The following is a 20,464-nucleotide window of genomic DNA, read 5'->3' on the forward strand; positions in this document are numbered from 1 at the left end:
TTTCTCGAGTAAATACACGAAAACATTCAGAGGATGTGAGATAAGTGGCTATTTTGGTTAATAAAGATACAAAAGTTATTACTCAAGGTATCACTGGTGCTACTGGTCTATTCCATGCAAAAGGTGCATTAGACTATGGCACGCAAATGGTTGGTGGCGTTACACCTGGTAAAGGTGGCACATCAGTAGAGATTACACTTGAGAATGGTGATGTAGCTACATTGCCAGTATTCAATACAGTATCGCAAGCGGTTGAAGCTACAGGTGCTACTGCATCTGTAATCTACGTACCACCTGCTTTCGCAGCTGAAGCGATTATTGAGGCTGTTGATGCAGGACTTGAACTTGTTATCTGTATTACAGAAGGTATTCCTGTACTTGATATGGTTAATGTAAAGCGTTATATGGAAGGTAAAGATTCCGTATTGATCGGACCTAACTGCCCAGGCGTTATTACTCCAGGCGAGTGCAAAATTGGTATTATGCCAGGCTATATTCATACTCCAGGTCATGTAGGTGTAGTGTCTCGTTCTGGAACACTTACTTATGAGGCTGTTCATCAATTGACGACTCGCGGTATTGGTCAGTCGTCTGCGATTGGTATCGGTGGAGACCCTGTTAAAGGTTCTGAGTTTATCGATATTTTAAGTCGTTTTAACGATGATCCTGAAACTTATGCAGTTATTATGATCGGTGAGATCGGTGGAACTGCAGAAGAAGAAGCTGCTGAGTGGATTAAAGCTAATATGACGAAGCCAGTAGTAGGTTTCATTGGTGGTGCAACTGCTCCTCCAGGGAAACGTATGGGACATGCAGGGGCAATTATTTCTGGTGGTAAAGGTACCGCAGCTGAAAAAATTACTACGCTTGAAGCATGTGGTATTAAAGTAGCTCCTACACCATCTGATATGGGTTCAACTCTAGTATCTGTACTAGAAGAACAAGGTCTACTTGAAAAATGTATTACAGTGAAGTAATGATATAAATTCGCAAGGCAAGCAGCCTTATCTCTTTCATTTGAAAGGGGTAAGGCTGCTTTTTTATTGTAACAATACAAATGATTAATGTTTAACGGTACCTGATGAACAAATTCCATTGAGTAATAAAAACTACCTATAGTCACTGTCGCTCATCCTTGAATTAGCCTCGAAAGAGGTTTTTTCATGGAATATTTAGAAAATTTAAGCAATTTACGAAGCAAGACTTGCAATGTGCCTCTATATTAAGGCACAATATGAGAGTGCTAGTGCAAGCTCTTGTTCATAACGAAGGAGTATTCATATGAACAATAATCAGTATAAGCACTTTATTATCGAGCTCTCTGAAGTACAAGGTGTTGGTTGGCATACAATGAAACTTATTATAGATAGTAATCTTTATGAGGAAGATGTATGGCATGTCGAGCGATTACAGCAACTTGGAGTGAAGGCACAAATTTCAGAAAGATTACATCAATTTCGAAGCAATTATACGTATGAAAGAAATGAAGAACGTGTGACTCATCAACTGCGGAATCGATATACCTGTATTACATACTGGGATGAGCAGTATCCAGAAACGTTGAAACAGATTGCACAACCACCTTGGATTCTGTATGTTCGTGGACGGTTAGAATTGCTTCAGAGGCAATCACTGGCTATTGTTGGCACTAGATATCCTACTAGCTACGGAAAACAGTGTACAAAGCTTTTCAGTGGACAATTTGCCCAGCAAGGGTTAACGATTGTAAGTGGTTTTGCTAATGGTGTTGATACCATTGCCCACAAAGAGGCTTTATCTTATGGAAGTTCAACGATTGCAATATTACCTACCGCAATAACACAATGCTATCCCGCTAACAATTATGAAATGTATGAACGTATTGGTGAAGAGGGTTTGCTTCTCTCTGAAAGTGTACATGCTTCTCCTATACATCCTGGTCAATTTCATCAGCGGAATCGAATTATCGCAGGTTTAAGTTTTGCTTCTATTATAATAGAAGGAGAACGTAAAAGTGGTTCGATGATTACAGCAAAGCACGCAATAGACATGGATCGTGAGCTATTTGCGGTTCCAGGACCTATTAATTCAGCAAAAAGTGAAGGACCAAACTTTCTTATTCAGAATGGATATGCTAGAATGCTATTGTCCTCACATCAGTTATTTGAGGAATTACCATGGTTGAAACCTATTGCGAATAGTCAAAATAAAAATGAAACGAAGCATCAAATGAAGAACAAATTATTACATGAATTGTCTGAAGATGAAGTTATTATTGTTACATTGCTGAGAGAAAAATCACTCTCTATTAATGAGATTTTTAATATTACTAACATTCCGTTTGGACATTTGAACGTTCTTCTGCTAAATTTATGTATAAAACAATTCATAGAACAACATCCTGGTTCAATATATATTGCACTGTAATTTGTTTCTAAAAGAGGAGGCACCTCGTATGGCAGATTCGTTAGTCATTGTAGAATCACCCGCCAAAGCCAAAACGATTGGTAAGTATTTAGGTAGTAAATATATTGTCAAAGCGTCTATGGGACATATTCGTGATTTACCTAAAAGTCAAATTGGTGTTGAAGTGGAAAATGATTTTAATCCGAAATACATTACGATTCGTGGAAAAGGTAGTGTACTGAAAGAATTGAAAGACGCGAGTAAAAAAGTGAAAAAAGTCTATCTCGCAGCCGATCCCGATCGCGAAGGAGAAGCGATTGCTTGGCATTTGGCTCATTATCTAGATATCGATGAAACTGATTCTTGTCGTGTAGTATTTAATGAAATTACAAAGCAAGCGGTAAAGGATGCATTCAAGACGCCGCGCGCTATTAATATGGACTTAGTTAATGCACAACAAGCAAGACGTATTCTTGACCGATTAGTGGGTTATAAGATTAGTCCGCTATTGTGGAAAAAAGTGAAAAAAGGTCTATCAGCTGGCCGTGTACAATCGGTTACAGTGAAAATGATTATTGATCGTGAAAATGAGATTGATGCTTTTATTCCGGAAGAATATTGGTCGATTACTGCAAAACTTGAACATCAGAAGCAGAACTTTGAAGCGAAGTTCTATGGTTTGAATGGCAAGAAGAAAGAACTTGCTAATCAAGCTGAGGTTGATGAAGTGCTAGCTGCTATGGCGAATGACAAATTTACTGTAGCTGAAGTGAAAGAGAAAGAAAGGCTTAGAAATCCTTCTCCACCTTTCATAACAAGTTCACTGCAACAGGAAGCGGCTCGAAAGCTCGGATTTAGAGCTTCTAAGACGATGAGTGTTGCGCAACAGCTTTACGAGGGTGTAGAGCTTGGTAAAGAAGGTACAGTTGGTTTAATTACGTATATGAGAACTGATTCCACGCGTATTTCTCCAATTGCGCAAGAAGAGGCTCGTGAATATGTGACGAACAAATACGGTGCTACGTACATTCCAGATGAGCCAAGGCAGTACTTGAAAAAAAATAGTAATTCACAAGATGCCCATGAAGCGATCCGACCAACATCGATTCTTCGTGATCCTGAGACGATGAAACCTTTCTTGTCTCGAGATCAATTCAGACTTTATAAATTAGTCTGGGATCGTTTTGCTTCAAGTCAGATGTCATCTGCTGTTCTAGATACGATGACGGTTGATTTCAATAGTGGGTCAGCAACTTTCCGTGCTACCGGTTCTAAAATTAAATTCGCAGGTTTTATGAAAGTATATGTGGAAGGTAATGATGATGATACGGTAGAAGAGTACACTTTACTTCCTGCTCTATCCGTTGGTGAGAAGCTTGATCCAGAAGCTATTGATCCGAAGCAACATTTCACTCAGCCACCACCGAGATTTACGGAAGCAAGACTTGTGAAAGCATTAGAAGAATTAGGTATCGGTCGTCCAAGTACTTATGCTCCTACATTAGAAACGGTTCAAAAACGTGGTTATGTGGCATTAGAGGAGAAAAAGTTTTTCCCTACAGAGCTTGGGGAATTAGTTATTCAACTTATGGAAGAATTTTTTCCTGAAATATTGAACGCTGAGTTCACTGCCAACATGGAAGGTAATCTTGACCATGTGGAAGAAGGAACTCAAGATTGGGTCAAAATTTTAGCTGATTTCTATGAAACTTTTGAGAAGAGATTAGAAGTAGCTGAAGAAGAAATGAAAGAAATTGAAATTCAAGACGAGGTATCCGATGAACTTTGTGAAAAGTGCGGCAAACCATTAGTGTACAAAATGGGACGCTTCGGACGTTTTCTAGCATGTTCTGGATTCCCGGATTGCAGAAATACAAAACCTATTGTCAAAGATATTGGAGTTACTTGTCCGAAATGTAATAAAGGACATATCGTCGAAAGACGGAGCAAAAAGGGAAGAATCTTCTTCGGTTGTGACTCTTATCCAGAGTGTGATTATGTTTCATGGGATAAGCCTACGAACAAATCTTGTCCGAATTGTAATGAGGTACTTGTCGAAAAACGTAATCGTAGTGGCGCCAAATTAAAATGTGTAAGTTGTGATTACTCGGAAGAGATTATCGAGGATGATAACGAAGAACTATAATATAGTTATGTATAGATCGTAGTGCCTATATGTAACGTCATTGTCCTCCCATTCCTTGGGAGGATATTGTCTTTCTATACTTAAAACTAGAGCTTGTGATTTGAGAGGATGAAATAGATTGAGTAATCAAAAAGTAATTGTTGTCGGTGCTGGTCTAGCAGGTAGTGAAGCTGCTTGGCAAATCGCTGAGCAAGGTGTTGAAGTTATTTTATACGAGATGCGTCCAGTAACAAAAACACCTGCACACCATACGAACCAATTTGCTGAATTAGTATGTAGTAATAGTTTACGAGCGAATGGTTTAAGCAACGCGGTTGGTGTATTGAAGGAAGAAATGCGTATGCTGGATTCCATCATCATCAGTAGTGCAGACCAACATGCTGTTCCAGCTGGTGGAGCATTAGCAGTAGACCGTGACGGTTTTTCTGGGGAAATCACAAATCGTCTGCGCAATCATCCGCTAATTGATGTTCGTAATGAAGAAGTAACGGAAATACCTGAGGATGGAATTGTTGTTATCGCAACGGGTCCATTAACAGCAGAATCATTATCCAAACAAATTCAAGGATTACTTGGAGAAGAGTACTTCTACTTCTATGATGCAGCAGCTCCAATCATTGAAAAAGATTCGATTGATATGGATAAAGTATACTTAGCATCTCGTTATGATAAAGGTGAAGCTGCGTATTTGAATTGTCCGATGACTGAAGATGAATTTAATGCTTTCTATGATGAACTAGTAACTGCTGAAGTTGCTCAATTAAAAGAATTTGAGAAGGAAATATACTTTGAAGGTTGTATGCCAATTGAAGTTATGGCCACACGTGGTAGACAAACGATGTTATTCGGTCCACTGAAGCCAGTAGGACTTGTAAATCCTCATACAGGTAAGTTGCCGCATGCTGTTATCCAGTTGCGTCAAGATAATGCAGCAGGAACGCTTTATAATATGGTAGGCTTCCAAACTCATTTGAAATGGGGAGAGCAAAAGCGTGTATTCTCAATGATCCCTGGACTTGAAAATGCGGAGTTTGTACGTTATGGTGTCATGCATCGTAATACATTCATCAATTCACCTAGCTTAATGAAACCTACGTACCAAACAAAGCAAAGAGAGAATTTATTCTTTGCAGGGCAGATGACAGGTGTAGAAGGATATGTTGAGTCAGCTGCATCAGGATTAATCGCTGGTATTAATGCTGCGAAACTTGCAAAAGGTGAACCTTTAGTGCAATTGCCTGTACAATCAGCGCTAGGTAGTATGGCTGAGTACATTACAACAGCTGATTTCAAACATTTTCAACCAATGAACGCAAACTTTGGTCTGTTTCCACCACTTGAGAATAAAATTCGAAATAAGAAGGAAAAAAATGAGGCGATCGCGAATCGCGCATTAGAGCATATTCAACAGTTTAAGGATGAGCATTTCGGTAGATAATTTTATCCTTACTGTAGTGGAAGTTCAAAAGGCAGACTTTGATAACGAAGTAACATAAGAAGGATAATCGGCATTGAATATGAAGTGAATTTGTAAATTAAGTATTGGAAACTGAGAAGTTGTTTCAAAAAGCATAGGAAAAGTTTGGAGGAGGCGTAAAAGATGGAAATGCAATTTCATGCGACAACGATTTGTGCAGTAAGACATAATGGCAAAGGTGCTATTGCTGGTGATGGGCAAGTGACCTTTGGTAATTCGATGGTTATGAAGGGTACGGCGAAGAAAGTACGTAGATTATATCGTGGTCAAGTTGTATCGGGTTTTGCAGGATCTGTTGCAGACGCAATTACGTTGTTTGAGAAGTTCGAAGCTAAGCTTGAAGAACATCATGGGAATTTGCAACGTGCAGCAGTTGAACTTGCTAAAGAATGGCGTTCAGATCGCGTTCTTCGTAAGCTGGAAGCGATGATGATTGTTATGGATAAAAGTGGAATGTTGTTAATTTCGGGTAATGGTGAGATTATCGAACCTGATGATGATGTTATTGCGATTGGTTCAGGTGGATCCTTTGCTTTATCTGCTGCAAGAGCAATGAAACGTCATGCTCCTGATATGGAAGCGAAAGATATTGCCCACGGAGCTTTGACGATAGCGGCAGAAATATGCGTTTATACTAATCACAATATTGTGGTAGAAGAAATATTATAGAGTAGCGGAGGCGATGAGGAATGGATAACAAAGCTCTGACACCGCGTCAGATTGTTGGGGAACTGGATAAGTATATTGTTGCTCAAAAGGATGCAAAACGTTCAGTGGCGGTTGCGCTACGTAATCGTTATCGGAGAAGTATGCTAGATGAAAACTTGCGAGATGAGATTGTACCGAAAAACATTCTAATGATCGGTCCAACAGGAGTAGGTAAGACGGAAATTGCAAGACGCCTTGCCAAATTAGTGAAAGCACCATTTGTGAAGGTAGAGGCAACCAAATTTACTGAAGTAGGCTATGTTGGTCGTGATGTTGAATCGATGGTCCGCGATTTGGTAGAAGTTGCGATTCGAATGGTTAAAGTTGAAAAGACCGAAGTAGTAAAAGCTGAAGCTGAAAAACTTGCTAATGAGCGAATCGTCGATCTTCTCGCTCCTTCAAAAGTTAAACCAAAATCTAACAAAAATCCTTTCGAAATGTTATTCGGTGGTAACAATTCTGATGATTCTGACAGCGATAAAGAAGCAGAGATTGATCATGGACTAGCAGAGCGACGTTCAAAGGTTAAAGCAGATCTTGCGGCAGGTAAGCTTGAAAATGAGCAAATCCAAATTGAGGTAGAAGACAATACTCCTAATATGATGGATATGTTAAGTGGTCAAGGTTTAGAAAATTCAGGAATGAATATGCAAGATATTCTAGGTTCTTTAATGCCTAAGAAACCTAAGAAGAGAAAGTTACCTGTAAAAGAAGCAAGAAAAGTACTCACACAAGAAGAAGCTACTAAACTGATCGATATGGATGAAGTCATTGCTGAATCTGTTATTCGCGCTGAGCAGAGTGGTATTATTTTCATCGATGAAATTGATAAAATCGCTGCACCGTCTCGCGGATCGGGCCCTGATGTATCACGTGAAGGTGTTCAAAGAGATATTTTACCGATCGTGGAAGGATCTACGATTATGACGAAGTATGGACCTGTTAGAACGGATTATGTGCTGTTTGTTGCTGCTGGGGCATTCCATATAGCTAAACCTTCTGATCTAATTCCTGAGTTACAAGGACGCTTCCCAATTCGTGTCGAATTGACTTCGCTATCAGAAGAAGACTTCGTAAACATTTTGACAGAACCGAAAAATGCATTGACGAAACAATATACTGCATTGTTGGAAACAGAAGGAATTAAAGTTGACTTTACAGAAGATGCGATTAAAGAAATAGCTAAAATTGCAGCAGATGTAAATCGTAATATGGAAAATATCGGCGCAAGAAGATTGCATACTATTCTAGAAAAATTGTTAGAGGATCTATCATTTGAAGCTCCTGAATTAACGTTAGAACATATGGACATTACTCCAGAGTACGTTAGAGCTAAACTAGGGAATATTGCAAAAGATCGTGATTTGAGTCAGTACATTTTGTAGCAGCATTAGATTTGGGAGGCAATTAGTAATGAGTTTATTGAATAAGACACGAACTTTGAATCGGTTATTACAACGTGCAGCAGGTAAGTCAGTTAATTTTAGAGAAATGGCTGAAGTGCTTTGCACGACGATTCAGTCCAATGTGTTCGTTGTTAGTCGTCGAGGTAAAGTACTCGGTTGTGCAGCTTTAGATATTTATGCGCATGATTATTTACGTGCTTTAAGTTCAGAAGAATTAAGATTTTCTAATAAAATGAATGAATTGTTCTTAGAATTTGCTGAAACAAACTCAAATGTTTCAATGGAAAAAATGGATTCTGAACTAATTGTCAGACTTGGTGATCAGGAAAATATGACTATTGTACCAATTATCGGTGGAGGAGATCGACTAGGAACTCTATTACTTACCCGGACAAAAGCAGAGTTTAACGATGAAGATCTAGTTCTTGCGGAGTATGGAGGCACTATAGTTGGGATGGAGATCTTAAGAGAACGTAGCGAGGAGATCGAACAAGAAGCACGTAGTCGAGCAGTAGTTGCTGTAGCAATTGGATCACTATCTTATAGTGAGTTAGAAGCTGTGGAACATATTTTCGAAGAGTTGGACGGAAAAGAAGGATTGCTTGTAGCTTCCAAGATAGCAGACCGTGTAGGTATTACACGTTCGGTTATCGTTAACGCACTTCGTAAATTAGAGAGTGCAGGAGTTATTGAAACTAGATCTTTAGGAATGAAAGGTACTTACATTAATATATTGAATATGCAGTTGCTCCAAGAACTTCAGAAACAAAAATAAAGACAAATAGAATATATATGTACCCAAATATACCCCAAAAGCCCTAGTTGATAAATAAATTAGGGCTTTTTTCTTATTGTAATAAATTAGGGAATTCTTGATTATATAGATATATCTTTCGACGAAATATTATAAATTTTTAATATTTTTTGTTATGAAATAGAGGAATTTGACATCTAAATGTTGAATCAGAACATTATGAGTCGTAAGAAAGCGGTGAAATGAATGAAACTTTTGAATAGTACCTCTTTTCAAAGAATGGAATCTGCACTATATAATGCTGAGGCAAGGCAACGTGTAATCTCTAATAATATTGCCAATGCAGAGACTCCTAATTTCAAAAGATCAGAGCTTCTTTTTGAAGAATTAATTGCTGATGCAATGGGTACTAACTCTACATCTTCCTTAAAAGGTCAAACTACGAATGATCGCCATATCACGATTAATGGAGGTAAACTTGGTTTACCAACTTCAAAAATCGTAACTGACACAACAACAGCAATGAATTCTACAACGAATAATAACGTTGATCCAGATGCTGAAATGACCTTGCTTGCTAAAAATCAATTAAATTACAATTTGTATGTGCAACAGTTGAACCATGAGTTTTCAATGATGAGAATTGCAATCACAGGGGGGAAATAATAGGTGAAACTTACTAATGGTTTTGACATTAGTGCATCTGCTTTAACAGCAAATCGTATGAGAATGGATGTTATTTCATCAAATGTTGCCAATGCGGAAACGACGCGAGGTAGCTTTGTCAATGGTGAATATGTTCCTTATAAAAGGAAAATGGTGGTAATGGATTCAAAGGAATCATCTTTTGCATCCATCCTTAATAATACATTGAATGGAAAGCAAGAAAGCAAATTGTTAAATGGTGTTAATGTGACAAAAATCATAGAGGACACTTCACCAACTAAGTTAGTCTATAATCCGGCTCACCCTGATGCTAACGCTGATGGTTACGTCAACATGCCAAATGTTGACATTGCAACGGAGATGGTTGATATGATAGCTGCTGTTCGAGCGTATGAATCGAATGTAACAGCTCTAAACGCTACGAAATCAATGTTTATGAAAGCATTAGAAATTGGAAAATAGTTTGACACTAAGAATGGAGGTAACTAATGATTGAATCAGTTTCAGGTATAAGTTTACAACAAATTAAAAGTATAAATGCAGCTTCTAATGAAAAGACAACTGCAGATATTACGAAATCCTTCGGTCAATTTCTAAATGATGCTTTAGAGAATGTAACTGCACAAGAAGCAGAAGTACATGCGAAAAACGATTTGTATCTTGCAGGTAAAGTGGATGCTACTGAACTATTGATTACAGCTAGTCAAGCTCAGTTAACTTTGCAATTAACCTCACAGATCCGCGATAAGGCAGTAACAGCCTATCAAGAAATAATGCGGATCCAAATCTAAGTTTGTTGAGACTAGCATAGAACTCGGATGAGGTGAAAACGTGAACGAAAGAGTCGCCCAATATGTTAATAAGATTAAGACAACGTTCCAACAAATGGGAAGAAAACAAAAAATATGGCTTGGTGCCTCGATAGTAGGACTAGTAGTTGCAATTGTACTTGCGACCGTTATATTTACAAGAACTGAATACGAGGTTGCTTTTAATAACTTAGATGCAACAGATTCAGCTGCAGTAATTTCTTATTTGGATTCGGCAGCGATACCTTATAAGTTAAATGCTATGGGTACATCCATTTCCGTTCCAACGAAAGACGCTGTTAAAGCAAAAATTGCAATTGGTTCTGAAGGTTTAATTCAAAATGGATCAATTGGATTTACTGAAGCTTTTGGATTAGGAAGCTCTACGCTTGGCACAACGGAAAACGAATTTAACGTTAAATATCAAAACGCAGTTAATGGAGAAATTCAAAAGTTATTGAATGGACTTCAAGGAATCCAAAGTTCAAAGGTACTAGTTACAGTACCTAAAGAAAGTGTGTTTCTAACTACGGATGAGCAAAACAAACCGACTGCAGCCATAGTACTTAATTTTACGACTGGTTATCGTCCAACACAAGCGGAAATAGATGGATATTTCAATCTAGTAAAGTCTTCCGTAACAGGTCTAGAAGTCAGTGACGTTACGATCTCAAGTCAACAATTGGGTGAATTAATGTCATCTTCAACGAATGATTTGTTGGCAGGCAGTTCGAATTTAATAGAATCACAATTTAAAGTTCAGAAGATGTATGAGCAAGATGTTAAAACTAGCGTTCAGCAATACTTAAGCCAAATCTATGGTGTAGATAATATTGTTGTTAGTATTTCTAGTAGCTTGAACTTTGACAAGAAATCTAGTACAGAAAGTCTTGTATCACCTCTCGAAAATAACAACAATAACGGAATAATTATTAGTGAAGAGAATAATTCTAGTTCTTCTACCAATACGAGCGGTACATCGGGTGGAGTTGTTGGTACTGGTGAAACAGATGTTCCAACCTATCAAACCTCTACTAATGGTGGAGAAAGTAGTACTGAAACTAATTCTAGTATTAAAAATTATGAAGTTAATAGAGTTGACAGCATTATTGAGTCGGCACCTTATGTCGTTAAAGATCTATCAATAAGTGTAGGTTTTGAGGCTGCTGAACTAACAAATCAAGAAGAACGTGTTGCAATTACGAGCTATTTAACTAGCTTTGTAAGAAGTCAATTAGCGAATTCAGGTCAAGATGTAGAAAATGATGATCTTTTGAATAAGAAAGTGACGTTGATTGCACGTAATTTCAATTCTGCTGAAGTTGAAACTTCAGGTTCTGGCATTTCACTAGGTTGGTTAATCGGTATCGGAGCATTGGCATTAGCTGCCATTGTTGCTCTAGTAGTAGTAGTTGCACGTCGTCGCAACGCTGCAAGACTTGAAGAAGAAGCAATAAATGATATTCCAGAGAGACCTGCTTATGAAGAGATTAATTTGGATAATTTACAAAATGATAGTCAAGCTCGTAAAAATCTAGAAACACTTGCCAAACGCAAACCTGACGACTTCGTCAACTTGCTTCGTACCTGGCTAGTAGATGAATAGAGGTGCTGTAATTGTCGAAAATGTCACAAGGATTGTCTGGTCGTCAAAAGGCAGCAATTTTATTAATCACACTAGGACCAGAAGTGTCCGCACAAATCTTCAAACATTTACGCGATGATGAAATCGAGCAATTAACGCTGGAAATCGCTAATGTTAGAAAAGTTGATAGTACTGATAGAGATAATATATTGACAGAATTCCATCAAATATGTATGGCACAGGAGTATATTTCTCAAGGTGGTATTGCATATGCGAAGGAAATATTGGACAAAGCATTAGGCGAGGACAAAGCGAAAGAAGTATTAACACGCTTAACAGCTACGCTTCAAGTTAGACCGTTTGACTTTGCGCGTAAAGCTGATCCTGCACAAATTCTTAACTTTATCCAAAATGAAAATACACAAACGATCGCTCTTGTTCTTTCTTATCTACAATCTGATCAAGCCTCAACAATTCTATCGTCTCTGCCGCAAGACAAACAAGCGGATGTAGCGAAAAGAATTGCAATGATGGATAGTACTTCACCTGAAGTAATTACTCAGATTGAGCATATTCTCGAACAAAAACTATCATCTACTGTTACACAAGATTACACAAATGCTGGTGGTATTGATGCTATCGTCCAAATATTGAATGGCGTTGACCGTGGTACTGAGCGTACGATTCTTGATGCACTTGAAATTCAAGATCCTGAACTTGCTGAAGATATCAAAAAACGTATGTTTGTATTTGAAGATATTGTTAGTATCGATAATCGTTCGATCCAACGAATTATTAGAGATGTAGAAAATGCAGACTTACAACTTGCACTTAAAGTTTCTAGTGAAGAAGTTAGGGAAGCTATTTTCCGCAATATGTCTAAACGTATGGCTGATACTTTCCAAGAAGAAATGGAATTTATGGGACCTGTTCGTTTGCGTGACGTTGAAGAAGCTCAAACACGTATCGTTGCAATTATAAGAAGACTGGAAGAATCTGGTGAGATTATTATTGCTCGTGGTGGAGGAGATGATATTATTGTCTAATCTAATCAAGTCTTCTCATGTTATGACGCTAGAAGAGCTGAGAAAGTTGCGCTGGAATAATCAATATATTCCGCAACATGAAGAAACTGATGGAGAAGAGACAAGTGAACCAGTTGAAGAAGGCCCTGATGCTGATACAATTTCCTTGAGAGATCAGATCCTCTCTGATGCCATGTCAACCGCAGAAACACGTATTAGTGAAGCAGCTGATGAATGTGAAAAACTTCTTGAAGATGCTCATGCTCAGATCGAAGTTTGGTGGCTAGAGAAACGTAATGAGGATGAAGCAATCAAGGAGAAACATCAAGAAGAAGGACATCAACAAGGTTATCAGTCTGGCGTGATGCAAGCACAACAAGAAGTGAGAGCAGAATGGGAGCATAATCTTGAAGAAGCATCTACAATATTGAAGGATGCATATCGAACGCGTGAGCAGATCATTCAAGAGGCTGAACCATTTATCGTCGAATTAAGTTGTAGTATTGCTGAGAAAATTATTGGTAAACAACTTAGTCTAGAGCCAGAGATGGTCTTAGATATCATTACGAGAACACTTTCACGCAGACGTGAGCAAGGTGAGATTACATTATGTGTATCACCAGCAAATTTATCTTTTGTGCAAGCAGCGCGTGAAGAACTGAATGCTACGATCGATTCTCAAGCAGAATTAGTCATTATTCCAGATTCAAGCGTTAAAGATGAAGGCTGTGTTATACGTTCTATGTTCGGTAGTATAGATGCTAGAATTGATACACAACTATCAGAGATTAAGAGAGAATTGCTTTTAATCGCACATCAAAGTATCGAAGAAAGAGGTCAAACCAATGACGCCGATTAATTTAGAAGTGGATAAGTATCGAGATCATTTGAAAAATATCGATCCAGTTCGCATTAACGGTAAAGTTACGCAAGTTATCGGCCTAACGGTAGAATCACAAGGCCCTGACGCTAGTATTGGTGATCTTTGTTATATCTATCCTACTAAATCATCAAAACCATTAAAGGCAGAAGTAGTTGGTTTTAGAGAGAACAAGGTTATTCTTATGCCTCTCGGAGAATTACATTCTATCAGCCCAGGTTGTGATGTTGTAGGGACGGGGAAACCTCTTACCGTTCAAGTAGGATCTGAATTGTTAGGGAAAGTATTGGATGGCTTAGGGAATCCGCTAGATGGTAGCTTCTTGCCTAGTAGGATGCCTAGTTATTCTACGCATAGCGCACCTAATAATCCGCTAGCTAGACCGCGCGTATCTAAGCCACTTAGCATTGGAGTTAAAGCCATTGACGGTTTGTTAACCGTGGGTGTAGGTCAACGTGTAGGTATTTTTGCTGGTTCTGGAGTAGGGAAGAGTACGTTACTAGGAATGATTGCTAGAAACACTTCAGCTGATGTTAATGTTATTGCTTTGATCGGTGAGCGTGGTCGTGAAGTACTAGAGTTCATAGAGAAGGATTTAGGTCCTGAAGGTCTAGCACGTTCTGTTGTTATCGTTGCAACATCTGATCAACCTGCATTGATTCGAATGAAGGGTGCAATGATTGCTACTTCGATAGCAGAATACTTCCGTGATCGTGGCTTAAATGTCATGTTAATGATGGATTCTGTAACTCGTTATGCAATGGCAATGCGTGAAGTTGGGCTAGCTATTGGTGAACCGCCAGCTACGAGAGGTTATACGCCATCTGTATTTGCTGCATTACCTAAGTTACTAGAACGAGCTGGGACAGGTAAGAAAGGTTCAATAACAGCTTTCTACACCGTCCTAGTTGATGGTGATGACATGAATGAACCGATAGCAGATGCCGTTCGTGGAATTCTAGATGGTCATATTGTGCTAAGTCGTCAGCTTGCTCATAAGGGGCATTATCCTGCGTTAGACGTGTTGCAATCTGTAAGTCGTGTAATGAACGAGATTGTTACAGATGAACAGTTGGATGCAGCCAACGAACTTAAGAGACTTCTAGCCATATATCGTGAGTCAGAAGATTTAATTAATATTGGTGCATATCAAAAAGGTTCAAATCACAATATTGATTTGGCTATTGACTATATCGATTCTATTAACGAGTTTACTAGACAACGTACGAATGACAAAATTACGTTAGAGGAAGCTCAAGAGATATTAATTGCTAACTTTGGTAGGAGTTGATTAATCAATGGCATCTTTTAAGTATACTTTTCAAAAGATTGTAGATTTGAAAGGTAGTGAAAAAACTCAAGCGGAATGGATTTTGTCAGATGCGCTTGCAGTTCTAAGAGCAGAACAGGCAATTCTTGATCAATTCATGCAAGAGCAAAAGAGTTGGGAACTTAAATTAGAACAATCAGTGCTTGCAGCTATCCCTCTATCAGAAGTGCTAATTATTAATCAATATATTGAATACTGTGCGGAGAATATTAAGTTGAAACAACAAGATATTATGAAAGCCGAACGAAACGTATTCCAAAAACGTCAAGAACTAGCTTCAAAGATGAAGGAAGAAAAAGTTTGGCATAAAGCAAAAGAACATGCTTTCGATAAGTTCAAATACGAAACGCAGATAAAGGAACAAAATGAATTAGACGAGATGGCTTCCATCCGTTTTATGTCACCAACCCCATAAGAGATAAACGCCTGCAAAGGGAGTGAATGGAATTGGCAGCCATAGATGAGGAAAAACAAGAAACTAGTTTTATCGAAAGATTAATGTTTGTCTTAATTCCAATTGTATTTTTAGTAGTACTGTTAGGGGTTTTGTTGACATTATTTGACATTGATTTCCGTGCTGGTGTAATAAAAGTAGGTCAGGACATTCCGATTGTGCGCAATTTCTTACCTGAACCAACAGAAGGATCTACTGGTTCAGATGGTAGTGTTCGTACTGATAAATTTAATGAAAAACTCACTGCACTTGAGTCAGAACTGGCAACTGTTCGTGCAGAACTTGCTGAAGCTACTACTGTGAAAACTTCGCAGGAAAGTACAATCACAACCTTGCAAGAGGAAAACGACCAGTTGAAACAGAATGTAGCTGAATCAAAGCTTACGGATGAAGAGTACAATAATCGAATTGTTGAGTTAGCTAGTATGTTTGCTAAGATGACGCCTAGTAAGGCTGCTCCAATTATGCAAAGTATGACGCTGGATGAAATGGCTTTGATTTTCAGTCAAATGCGTGCTGATGATCGCGTTAAGATAATGGAGAAAATGACGCCACAAATCGCTGCTGATGTTACGTTGAAATTGAAAGACAATGATTCCGTATTGAATATGGAGATCGCTGCGCTTCAAGCTCAAGTTAAGAAACTTCAAACATCTTCAGCAACGACAGCGACAGCTTCCCAAGTATCTGATGCAGAACTTGCAGCTACGTTCTCGGATATGGAACCTAAAGCTGCTGCAGATATGCTAGTGAAAATGATGGATATTAGCTCAAGTAAAGTGCTACGTATTCTTAAAGCTAGTACAAGTACTGCAAGATCTGCAATTTTAGAAGAAATAGCAGCAGTGAATAAAAATACAGCGGCAATGCTCGTTACGAAACTAATGCAAGATTCATAATCCTTTACATTTGAAAGGAGGTGAAAAAGTGGAACTGTCAAACGTACTTTCTTCGGGTGTAGTAATGGGAAGTGTTAGTTCAACTTCAGGCCAGGCAACTTCGTCAACTGAAGGTGCAACATTTCAGAATCAACTAGTTCAAATCGTTAACAACCAAGCTACAACTGCTGGATCAACAGAAACGGCTATTGCAGCTGGAGCGTTAACTCAATTAGTAGGCAGCTTGCCTATACTAGCAGATGAGACATTATCGACTGAAGAACTAGACCAGCTTGTTGAAAACTTGCTAGATCAGTTAGAAACTTTGAAAGATGAAGAGCTAACTGGAGAGCAGCTTAGTTTGCTAGATTCGTTAATGCAACAACTTACAGCGCTCGTACAAGTGATTACACTACAAAATGAGCAACCTACCATCTCTTTTGATGTAGAAGTAGATGAAGCACTCATTGCAACTACTAATAATAGTCAACATGCTACAGTTACTAAACTTCAAGATCAATTATTGTTATTGCAACAATCATTGCATGAAGGTTCTATGAAAATTATTCAAGGCAAGCAACCTGAAGTGATTATTACTAATCAACTACAGCATTTGCAATCATCGCTTGACGATCTAGTCAAAGAGTTGAAGGTTAAGCAAAGTGATTCTAACCTAGTTAATACATCTCCGTTTGTTGAAGTCTCGAAAGAGAATAGTGCAGCATCACATCTACAACGTTTGTCACAAGAAATGGCGTTTACATCAGCTTCTTTGACGAATCAGACAGAAGTGGTGACACAAACTGAGGCTGATGATTTACAAAGTCAACCAACAACAGCGTTAGCGATGTTGAAAGCTGATAATGCGAAAGATTTCTTGCCGTTATTAGCGAAAACTAGTGCAACAACAACTTCGGCATTTGTGTTAGCAAATGAATTCGCTGATACGATGGAAGGTCTAATCGTTCAAAAATTCAACATTTCTTCATTAAATGGTTTAACTGAAGCTAGACTTATGTTAACTCCTGAAAATTTAGGGCATGTTGATGTGAAAATATCAATGCAAAATGGTATATTGACGGCGATTTTCCAAGCTGAAACTGCAATGGGTAAAGATGCAATAGAAAATCAAATGGTTCAACTGCGTGCTTCTCTAGCATCGCAAGGCATTACAGTTGATAAAATTGAAGTAACTCAAACTGCATTCGCTGCTGAATTATCGCAACAGCAGAAGCAAGGTAGTCAACAACATTTACAAGATCAAAATGGTAAGAATAATAATAATGTTGATGAAAACTTCGAAGAACAGCTACTTACAAACGCGTCTCATAAAGAACTAGGATATGGTCGCGCGGTCAATGAAATGGTGTAATAACACCAAAAGTTGAACGGAGGTGAAAATAATGGCAAGTGCGATTACAAATTCAGTGGTGTGGCCAAACTACGATTCATCTAATGTAAAGAAAGCTTCCGCTAAATCCAATGAAATGGGTAAAGATCAGTTTCTAAGTATACTGGTTGCACAACTACGTAACCAAGATCCTATGAATCCGATGAGTGATACAGATTTCATTGCACAGATGGCACAATTTACATCTGTTGAGCAACTGTCGAATATGTCGGATGAGTTGGCGTTGATTCGTCAGAACATTGGATCTGCATCTAGCTTAATCGGTAAAACTGTTACTTGGAATCAATTTGATGAAGCCGGAAAAGTAATTCAAAAGAGTGGCGTAGTAGATTCAATTATTTCACAAGATGGTTATTTGTATGTTGAAGTTGGTGGCGAACGTATCGGAATTGACTTTGTTGGTCAAATCTCTGAGACAAAACCAAGTACAGATGGTCCCGATGAACCTACGGAGGAGACTCCTGAAGTTCCTGAAGATGGTTCTACTGAAACACCTGGGGATGACTCTTCTAATGGAGGGGTGACTGAATAATGAGTGATATTATTAAAGTCGGTCATATGTATCCAATGAAAGTTAATCCGAGTGCCTTATCTAATAGTACTCGTGGTCAGCAATCCTCAGACAATACTAAGTTCTCAGAAGTATTAGATGGCGCGATGTTAAAATTCAGTCATCATGCAGAACTTCGAATGGCACAAAGAGGGATTAAACTTCCAAGCGAAGGGTTAACTCAAATTAGTGAAGCTGTTGATTCAGCAGCACAAAAAGGTGCAAAGGACTCATTGATCGTCTATCGTGACATTGCTATGATCGTGAACGTGCCAACTAGAACGGTTGTGACGGCGCTAGATGGTGGACAACTCCAAAGTAATGTATTTACACAAATAGATAGTGCAATCATCTTAAAATAGGCTGGACCGATAAGGGAGCCTATAGCTGTTGACCGATTGATACAGCTAATAATAAAGTCTTGGGAGGATAATAAGAATGCTAAGATCCATGTACTCCGGTGTTTCAGGAATGAAAGGTTTTCAAACAAAACTTGACGTAATCGGTAATAACATCGCTAACGTAAATACAGTAGGTTTCAAAGCTGGTCGAGTAATGTTCTCAGATATTTTGAGTCAAACAATGAGTGGTGTTACAGCTCCTGAAGAAGGAACTAGTGGTGGTGTTAACGCGAAACAGATCGGTCTAGGTGTTACGATCTCTGCTATTGATACTGTCCATACTCCAGGTAGTGCTATGACAACAAATACACCTACAGATTTACGTATTGATGGTGATGGATTTTTCGTTGTTTCAGCTGGAGATGGCACAGAACAAATGTTAACTAGAGCAGGTAATTTTGTACTAGATGGTAACCGTCAACTTGTAAATGGCGATGGACTTTTCGTACTTAGTACAGATGGTGCCCCAATTGTACTAGATGAAGAAATAACTGCTTTCTCTATTGGTCAAGATGGTGTTATTACTGGCGTAACTGCTGACGGTCAGGTAGAAGTAGCTCAGATCGGTGTTGTTAAAGTCGTTAACCCTGGTGGACTAGAGAAGCTTGGTGGTAGTTTGTACCGTATGACAGTGAATGCTAACCCAGAAGGTGAGATGGAAATAATCGCTCCTAATGATGCAGAACTAGGTACAGGTGCAATTATTGCTGGTCAGCTAGAAATGTCAAACGTTGATCTGACAGCTGAATTTGCTGAAATGATTATTGCACAACGTGGTTTCCAGGCTAACTCAAGAATCATCACTACTTCCGATGAGATTTTACAAGAGGTAGTTAACTTGAAACGTTAATCACTTTAGTAGTTTATAGGGAGGTCTAATGATCTCCCTCTCTATAGGAGGAGTGCACATGATTACTTTGACGCGAATTAATGGTCAAAAATTGACGGTTAACGCGCTACTTATTGAGTTGGTTGAAGAGGCTGCTGATACCGTTATTACGTTAACAACGGGAAATAAAATTGTAGTGAAAGAAAAGGCTGCTGATATTGTTAGTCTTAATCAGCAGTTTCTTCAAGCAATTGGCCTAATTGCTGCGGCCCAAAAGATTGAACATACAAAGGAGCCTTTGCGATGAAAAAGATGCTACCATGGTTAATTACCATACTGTTGTCCATTACATTAATTGCTGTTGTTGGTTTTGTCGTGTTCGATATGATGTTTGGAGATGACAAAAAAACTGCTGCAGAAACTGAACCAGTTAAAGTTGAAGTGCTTAGCGCGAAAGAACGTGTTGAAGTTACTTCCACTCTTACTGATTTCAGAAGAAATCTAAAGGATCCTGAATTTCTTGTAATCATTAATTTCGCATTCCAAATGGATAACAAGAAAACAAAAGAAGGCTTCGATCAAATTTTAGATATTGAAGTTAAGCCAATTATTAGTAGAGCTTTAGCTGATATGACAGCAGAAGAACTTAATGGATCTCAAGGCGAAGATAATCTTGAATCTAAATTGTTAAATCTTATTAATCCGATTTTACCAAAAGGAAAACTAGTTAAAGTTGAGATTACTGATTTCCTTATTTCAAAAATCTAGCT

Annotated in this window: 22 protein-coding genes; all 22 read left to right on the forward strand. The window is 38.5% G+C overall.

Annotated elements, in window-relative coordinates:
- Positions 1 to 44: 44 nt before the first annotated feature.
- The gene (gene sucD / locus NAG76_16370) at positions 45 to 977 is read left to right on the forward strand and encodes a succinate--CoA ligase subunit alpha (GenBank protein ID URN93395.1); all 933 of its coding nucleotides are present in this window, start codon (positions 45 to 47) and stop codon (positions 975 to 977) included.
- Positions 978 to 1,281: 304 nt separating this feature from the next.
- On the forward strand, positions 1,282 to 2,406 hold the full coding sequence (dprA, locus tag NAG76_16375) for a DNA-processing protein DprA (GenBank protein URN93396.1): 1,125 nt from the start codon (positions 1,282 to 1,284) through the stop codon (positions 2,404 to 2,406).
- A gap of 28 nt (positions 2,407 to 2,434) precedes the next feature.
- A complete protein-coding gene (gene topA / locus NAG76_16380; protein URN93397.1) occupies positions 2,435 to 4,531 on the forward strand; it encodes a type I DNA topoisomerase in 2,097 nt (698 codons plus the stop codon).
- A 118-nt stretch (positions 4,532 to 4,649) separates the two neighbouring features.
- On the forward strand, positions 4,650 to 5,969 hold the full coding sequence (gene trmFO, locus NAG76_16385; protein ID URN93398.1) for an FADH(2)-oxidizing methylenetetrahydrofolate--tRNA-(uracil(54)-C(5))-methyltransferase TrmFO: 1,320 nt from the start codon (positions 4,650 to 4,652) through the stop codon (positions 5,967 to 5,969).
- 162 nt (positions 5,970 to 6,131) lie between these two features.
- Positions 6,132 to 6,677 (forward strand): ATP-dependent protease subunit HslV, encoded by a 546-nt coding sequence (gene hslV / locus NAG76_16390; GenBank protein URN93399.1) that lies wholly within the window; start codon positions 6,132 to 6,134, stop codon positions 6,675 to 6,677.
- A gap of 20 nt (positions 6,678 to 6,697) precedes the next feature.
- The gene (gene hslU / locus NAG76_16395) at positions 6,698 to 8,101 is read left to right on the forward strand and encodes an ATP-dependent protease ATPase subunit HslU (GenBank protein ID URN93400.1); all 1,404 of its coding nucleotides are present in this window, start codon (positions 6,698 to 6,700) and stop codon (positions 8,099 to 8,101) included.
- Positions 8,102 to 8,129: 28 nt separating this feature from the next.
- Complete coding sequence (gene codY / locus NAG76_16400; protein ID URN93401.1) at positions 8,130 to 8,897, forward strand: GTP-sensing pleiotropic transcriptional regulator CodY; 768 nt, start codon at positions 8,130 to 8,132, stop codon at positions 8,895 to 8,897.
- Positions 8,898 to 9,122: 225 nt separating this feature from the next.
- A complete protein-coding gene (gene flgB / locus NAG76_16405; protein URN93402.1) occupies positions 9,123 to 9,542 on the forward strand; it encodes a flagellar basal body rod protein FlgB in 420 nt (139 codons plus the stop codon).
- Between the two features lie 3 nt (positions 9,543 to 9,545).
- On the forward strand, positions 9,546 to 10,004 hold the full coding sequence (gene flgC, locus NAG76_16410; GenBank protein URN93403.1) for a flagellar basal body rod protein FlgC: 459 nt from the start codon (positions 9,546 to 9,548) through the stop codon (positions 10,002 to 10,004).
- A gap of 26 nt (positions 10,005 to 10,030) precedes the next feature.
- The gene (fliE, locus tag NAG76_16415; GenBank protein URN93404.1) at positions 10,031 to 10,333 is read left to right on the forward strand and encodes a flagellar hook-basal body complex protein FliE; all 303 of its coding nucleotides are present in this window, start codon (positions 10,031 to 10,033) and stop codon (positions 10,331 to 10,333) included.
- A gap of 40 nt (positions 10,334 to 10,373) precedes the next feature.
- Positions 10,374 to 11,957: a flagellar M-ring protein FliF gene (gene fliF / locus NAG76_16420; protein ID URN93405.1), complete on the forward strand. Its 1,584-nt coding sequence runs from the start codon at positions 10,374 to 10,376 to the stop codon at positions 11,955 to 11,957.
- Between the two features lie 20 nt (positions 11,958 to 11,977).
- Positions 11,978 to 12,982 carry a flagellar motor switch protein FliG gene (fliG, locus tag NAG76_16425; protein URN96864.1) on the forward strand — a complete coding sequence of 335 codons (1,005 nt, stop codon included), beginning with the start codon at positions 11,978 to 11,980 and terminating at the stop codon, positions 12,980 to 12,982.
- The gene (locus tag NAG76_16430) at positions 12,975 to 13,820 is read left to right on the forward strand and encodes a FliH/SctL family protein (protein ID URN93406.1); all 846 of its coding nucleotides are present in this window, start codon (positions 12,975 to 12,977) and stop codon (positions 13,818 to 13,820) included. Before fliG ends, NAG76_16430 begins: the two co-directional genes overlap by 8 nt.
- Positions 13,807 to 15,132 (forward strand): flagellar protein export ATPase FliI, encoded by a 1,326-nt coding sequence (gene fliI / locus NAG76_16435; GenBank protein URN93407.1) that lies wholly within the window; start codon positions 13,807 to 13,809, stop codon positions 15,130 to 15,132. The genes NAG76_16430 and fliI overlap by 14 nt, the downstream gene beginning before the upstream one ends.
- A 7-nt stretch (positions 15,133 to 15,139) precedes the next feature.
- A complete protein-coding gene (gene fliJ / locus NAG76_16440) occupies positions 15,140 to 15,586 on the forward strand; it encodes a flagellar export protein FliJ (protein ID URN93408.1) in 447 nt (148 codons plus the stop codon).
- Between the two features lie 32 nt (positions 15,587 to 15,618).
- Positions 15,619 to 16,524: an MgtE protein gene (locus NAG76_16445; protein URN93409.1), complete on the forward strand. Its 906-nt coding sequence runs from the start codon at positions 15,619 to 15,621 to the stop codon at positions 16,522 to 16,524.
- A gap of 28 nt (positions 16,525 to 16,552) precedes the next feature.
- On the forward strand, positions 16,553 to 17,875 hold the full coding sequence (locus tag NAG76_16450) for a flagellar hook-length control protein FliK (GenBank protein ID URN93410.1): 1,323 nt from the start codon (positions 16,553 to 16,555) through the stop codon (positions 17,873 to 17,875).
- Positions 17,876 to 17,906: 31 nt separating this feature from the next.
- On the forward strand, positions 17,907 to 18,446 hold the full coding sequence (locus NAG76_16455) for a flagellar hook capping protein (GenBank protein ID URN93411.1): 540 nt from the start codon (positions 17,907 to 17,909) through the stop codon (positions 18,444 to 18,446).
- Positions 18,446 to 18,826 carry a flagellar biosynthesis protein gene (locus NAG76_16460; protein URN93412.1) on the forward strand — a complete coding sequence of 127 codons (381 nt, stop codon included), beginning with the start codon at positions 18,446 to 18,448 and terminating at the stop codon, positions 18,824 to 18,826. Before NAG76_16455 ends, NAG76_16460 begins: the two co-directional genes overlap by 1 nt.
- Positions 18,827 to 18,902: 76 nt before the next feature.
- Positions 18,903 to 19,715 carry a flagellar hook-basal body complex protein gene (locus tag NAG76_16465; protein URN93413.1) on the forward strand — a complete coding sequence of 271 codons (813 nt, stop codon included), beginning with the start codon at positions 18,903 to 18,905 and terminating at the stop codon, positions 19,713 to 19,715.
- A 58-nt stretch (positions 19,716 to 19,773) separates the two neighbouring features.
- Positions 19,774 to 20,001: a flagellar FlbD family protein gene (locus tag NAG76_16470; protein URN93414.1), complete on the forward strand. Its 228-nt coding sequence runs from the start codon at positions 19,774 to 19,776 to the stop codon at positions 19,999 to 20,001.
- Positions 19,998 to 20,462, forward strand: a complete 465-nt coding sequence (locus NAG76_16475) for a flagellar basal body-associated FliL family protein (GenBank protein ID URN93415.1) — start codon at positions 19,998 to 20,000, stop codon at positions 20,460 to 20,462. Before NAG76_16470 ends, NAG76_16475 begins: the two co-directional genes overlap by 4 nt.
- Positions 20,463 to 20,464: the final 2 nt, after the last annotated feature.

The organism is Candidatus Pristimantibacillus lignocellulolyticus (genome assembly GCA_023639215.1).
In the GTDB taxonomy this organism is placed as follows: domain Bacteria; phylum Bacillota; class Bacilli; order Paenibacillales; family Paenibacillaceae; genus Pristimantibacillus; species Pristimantibacillus lignocellulolyticus.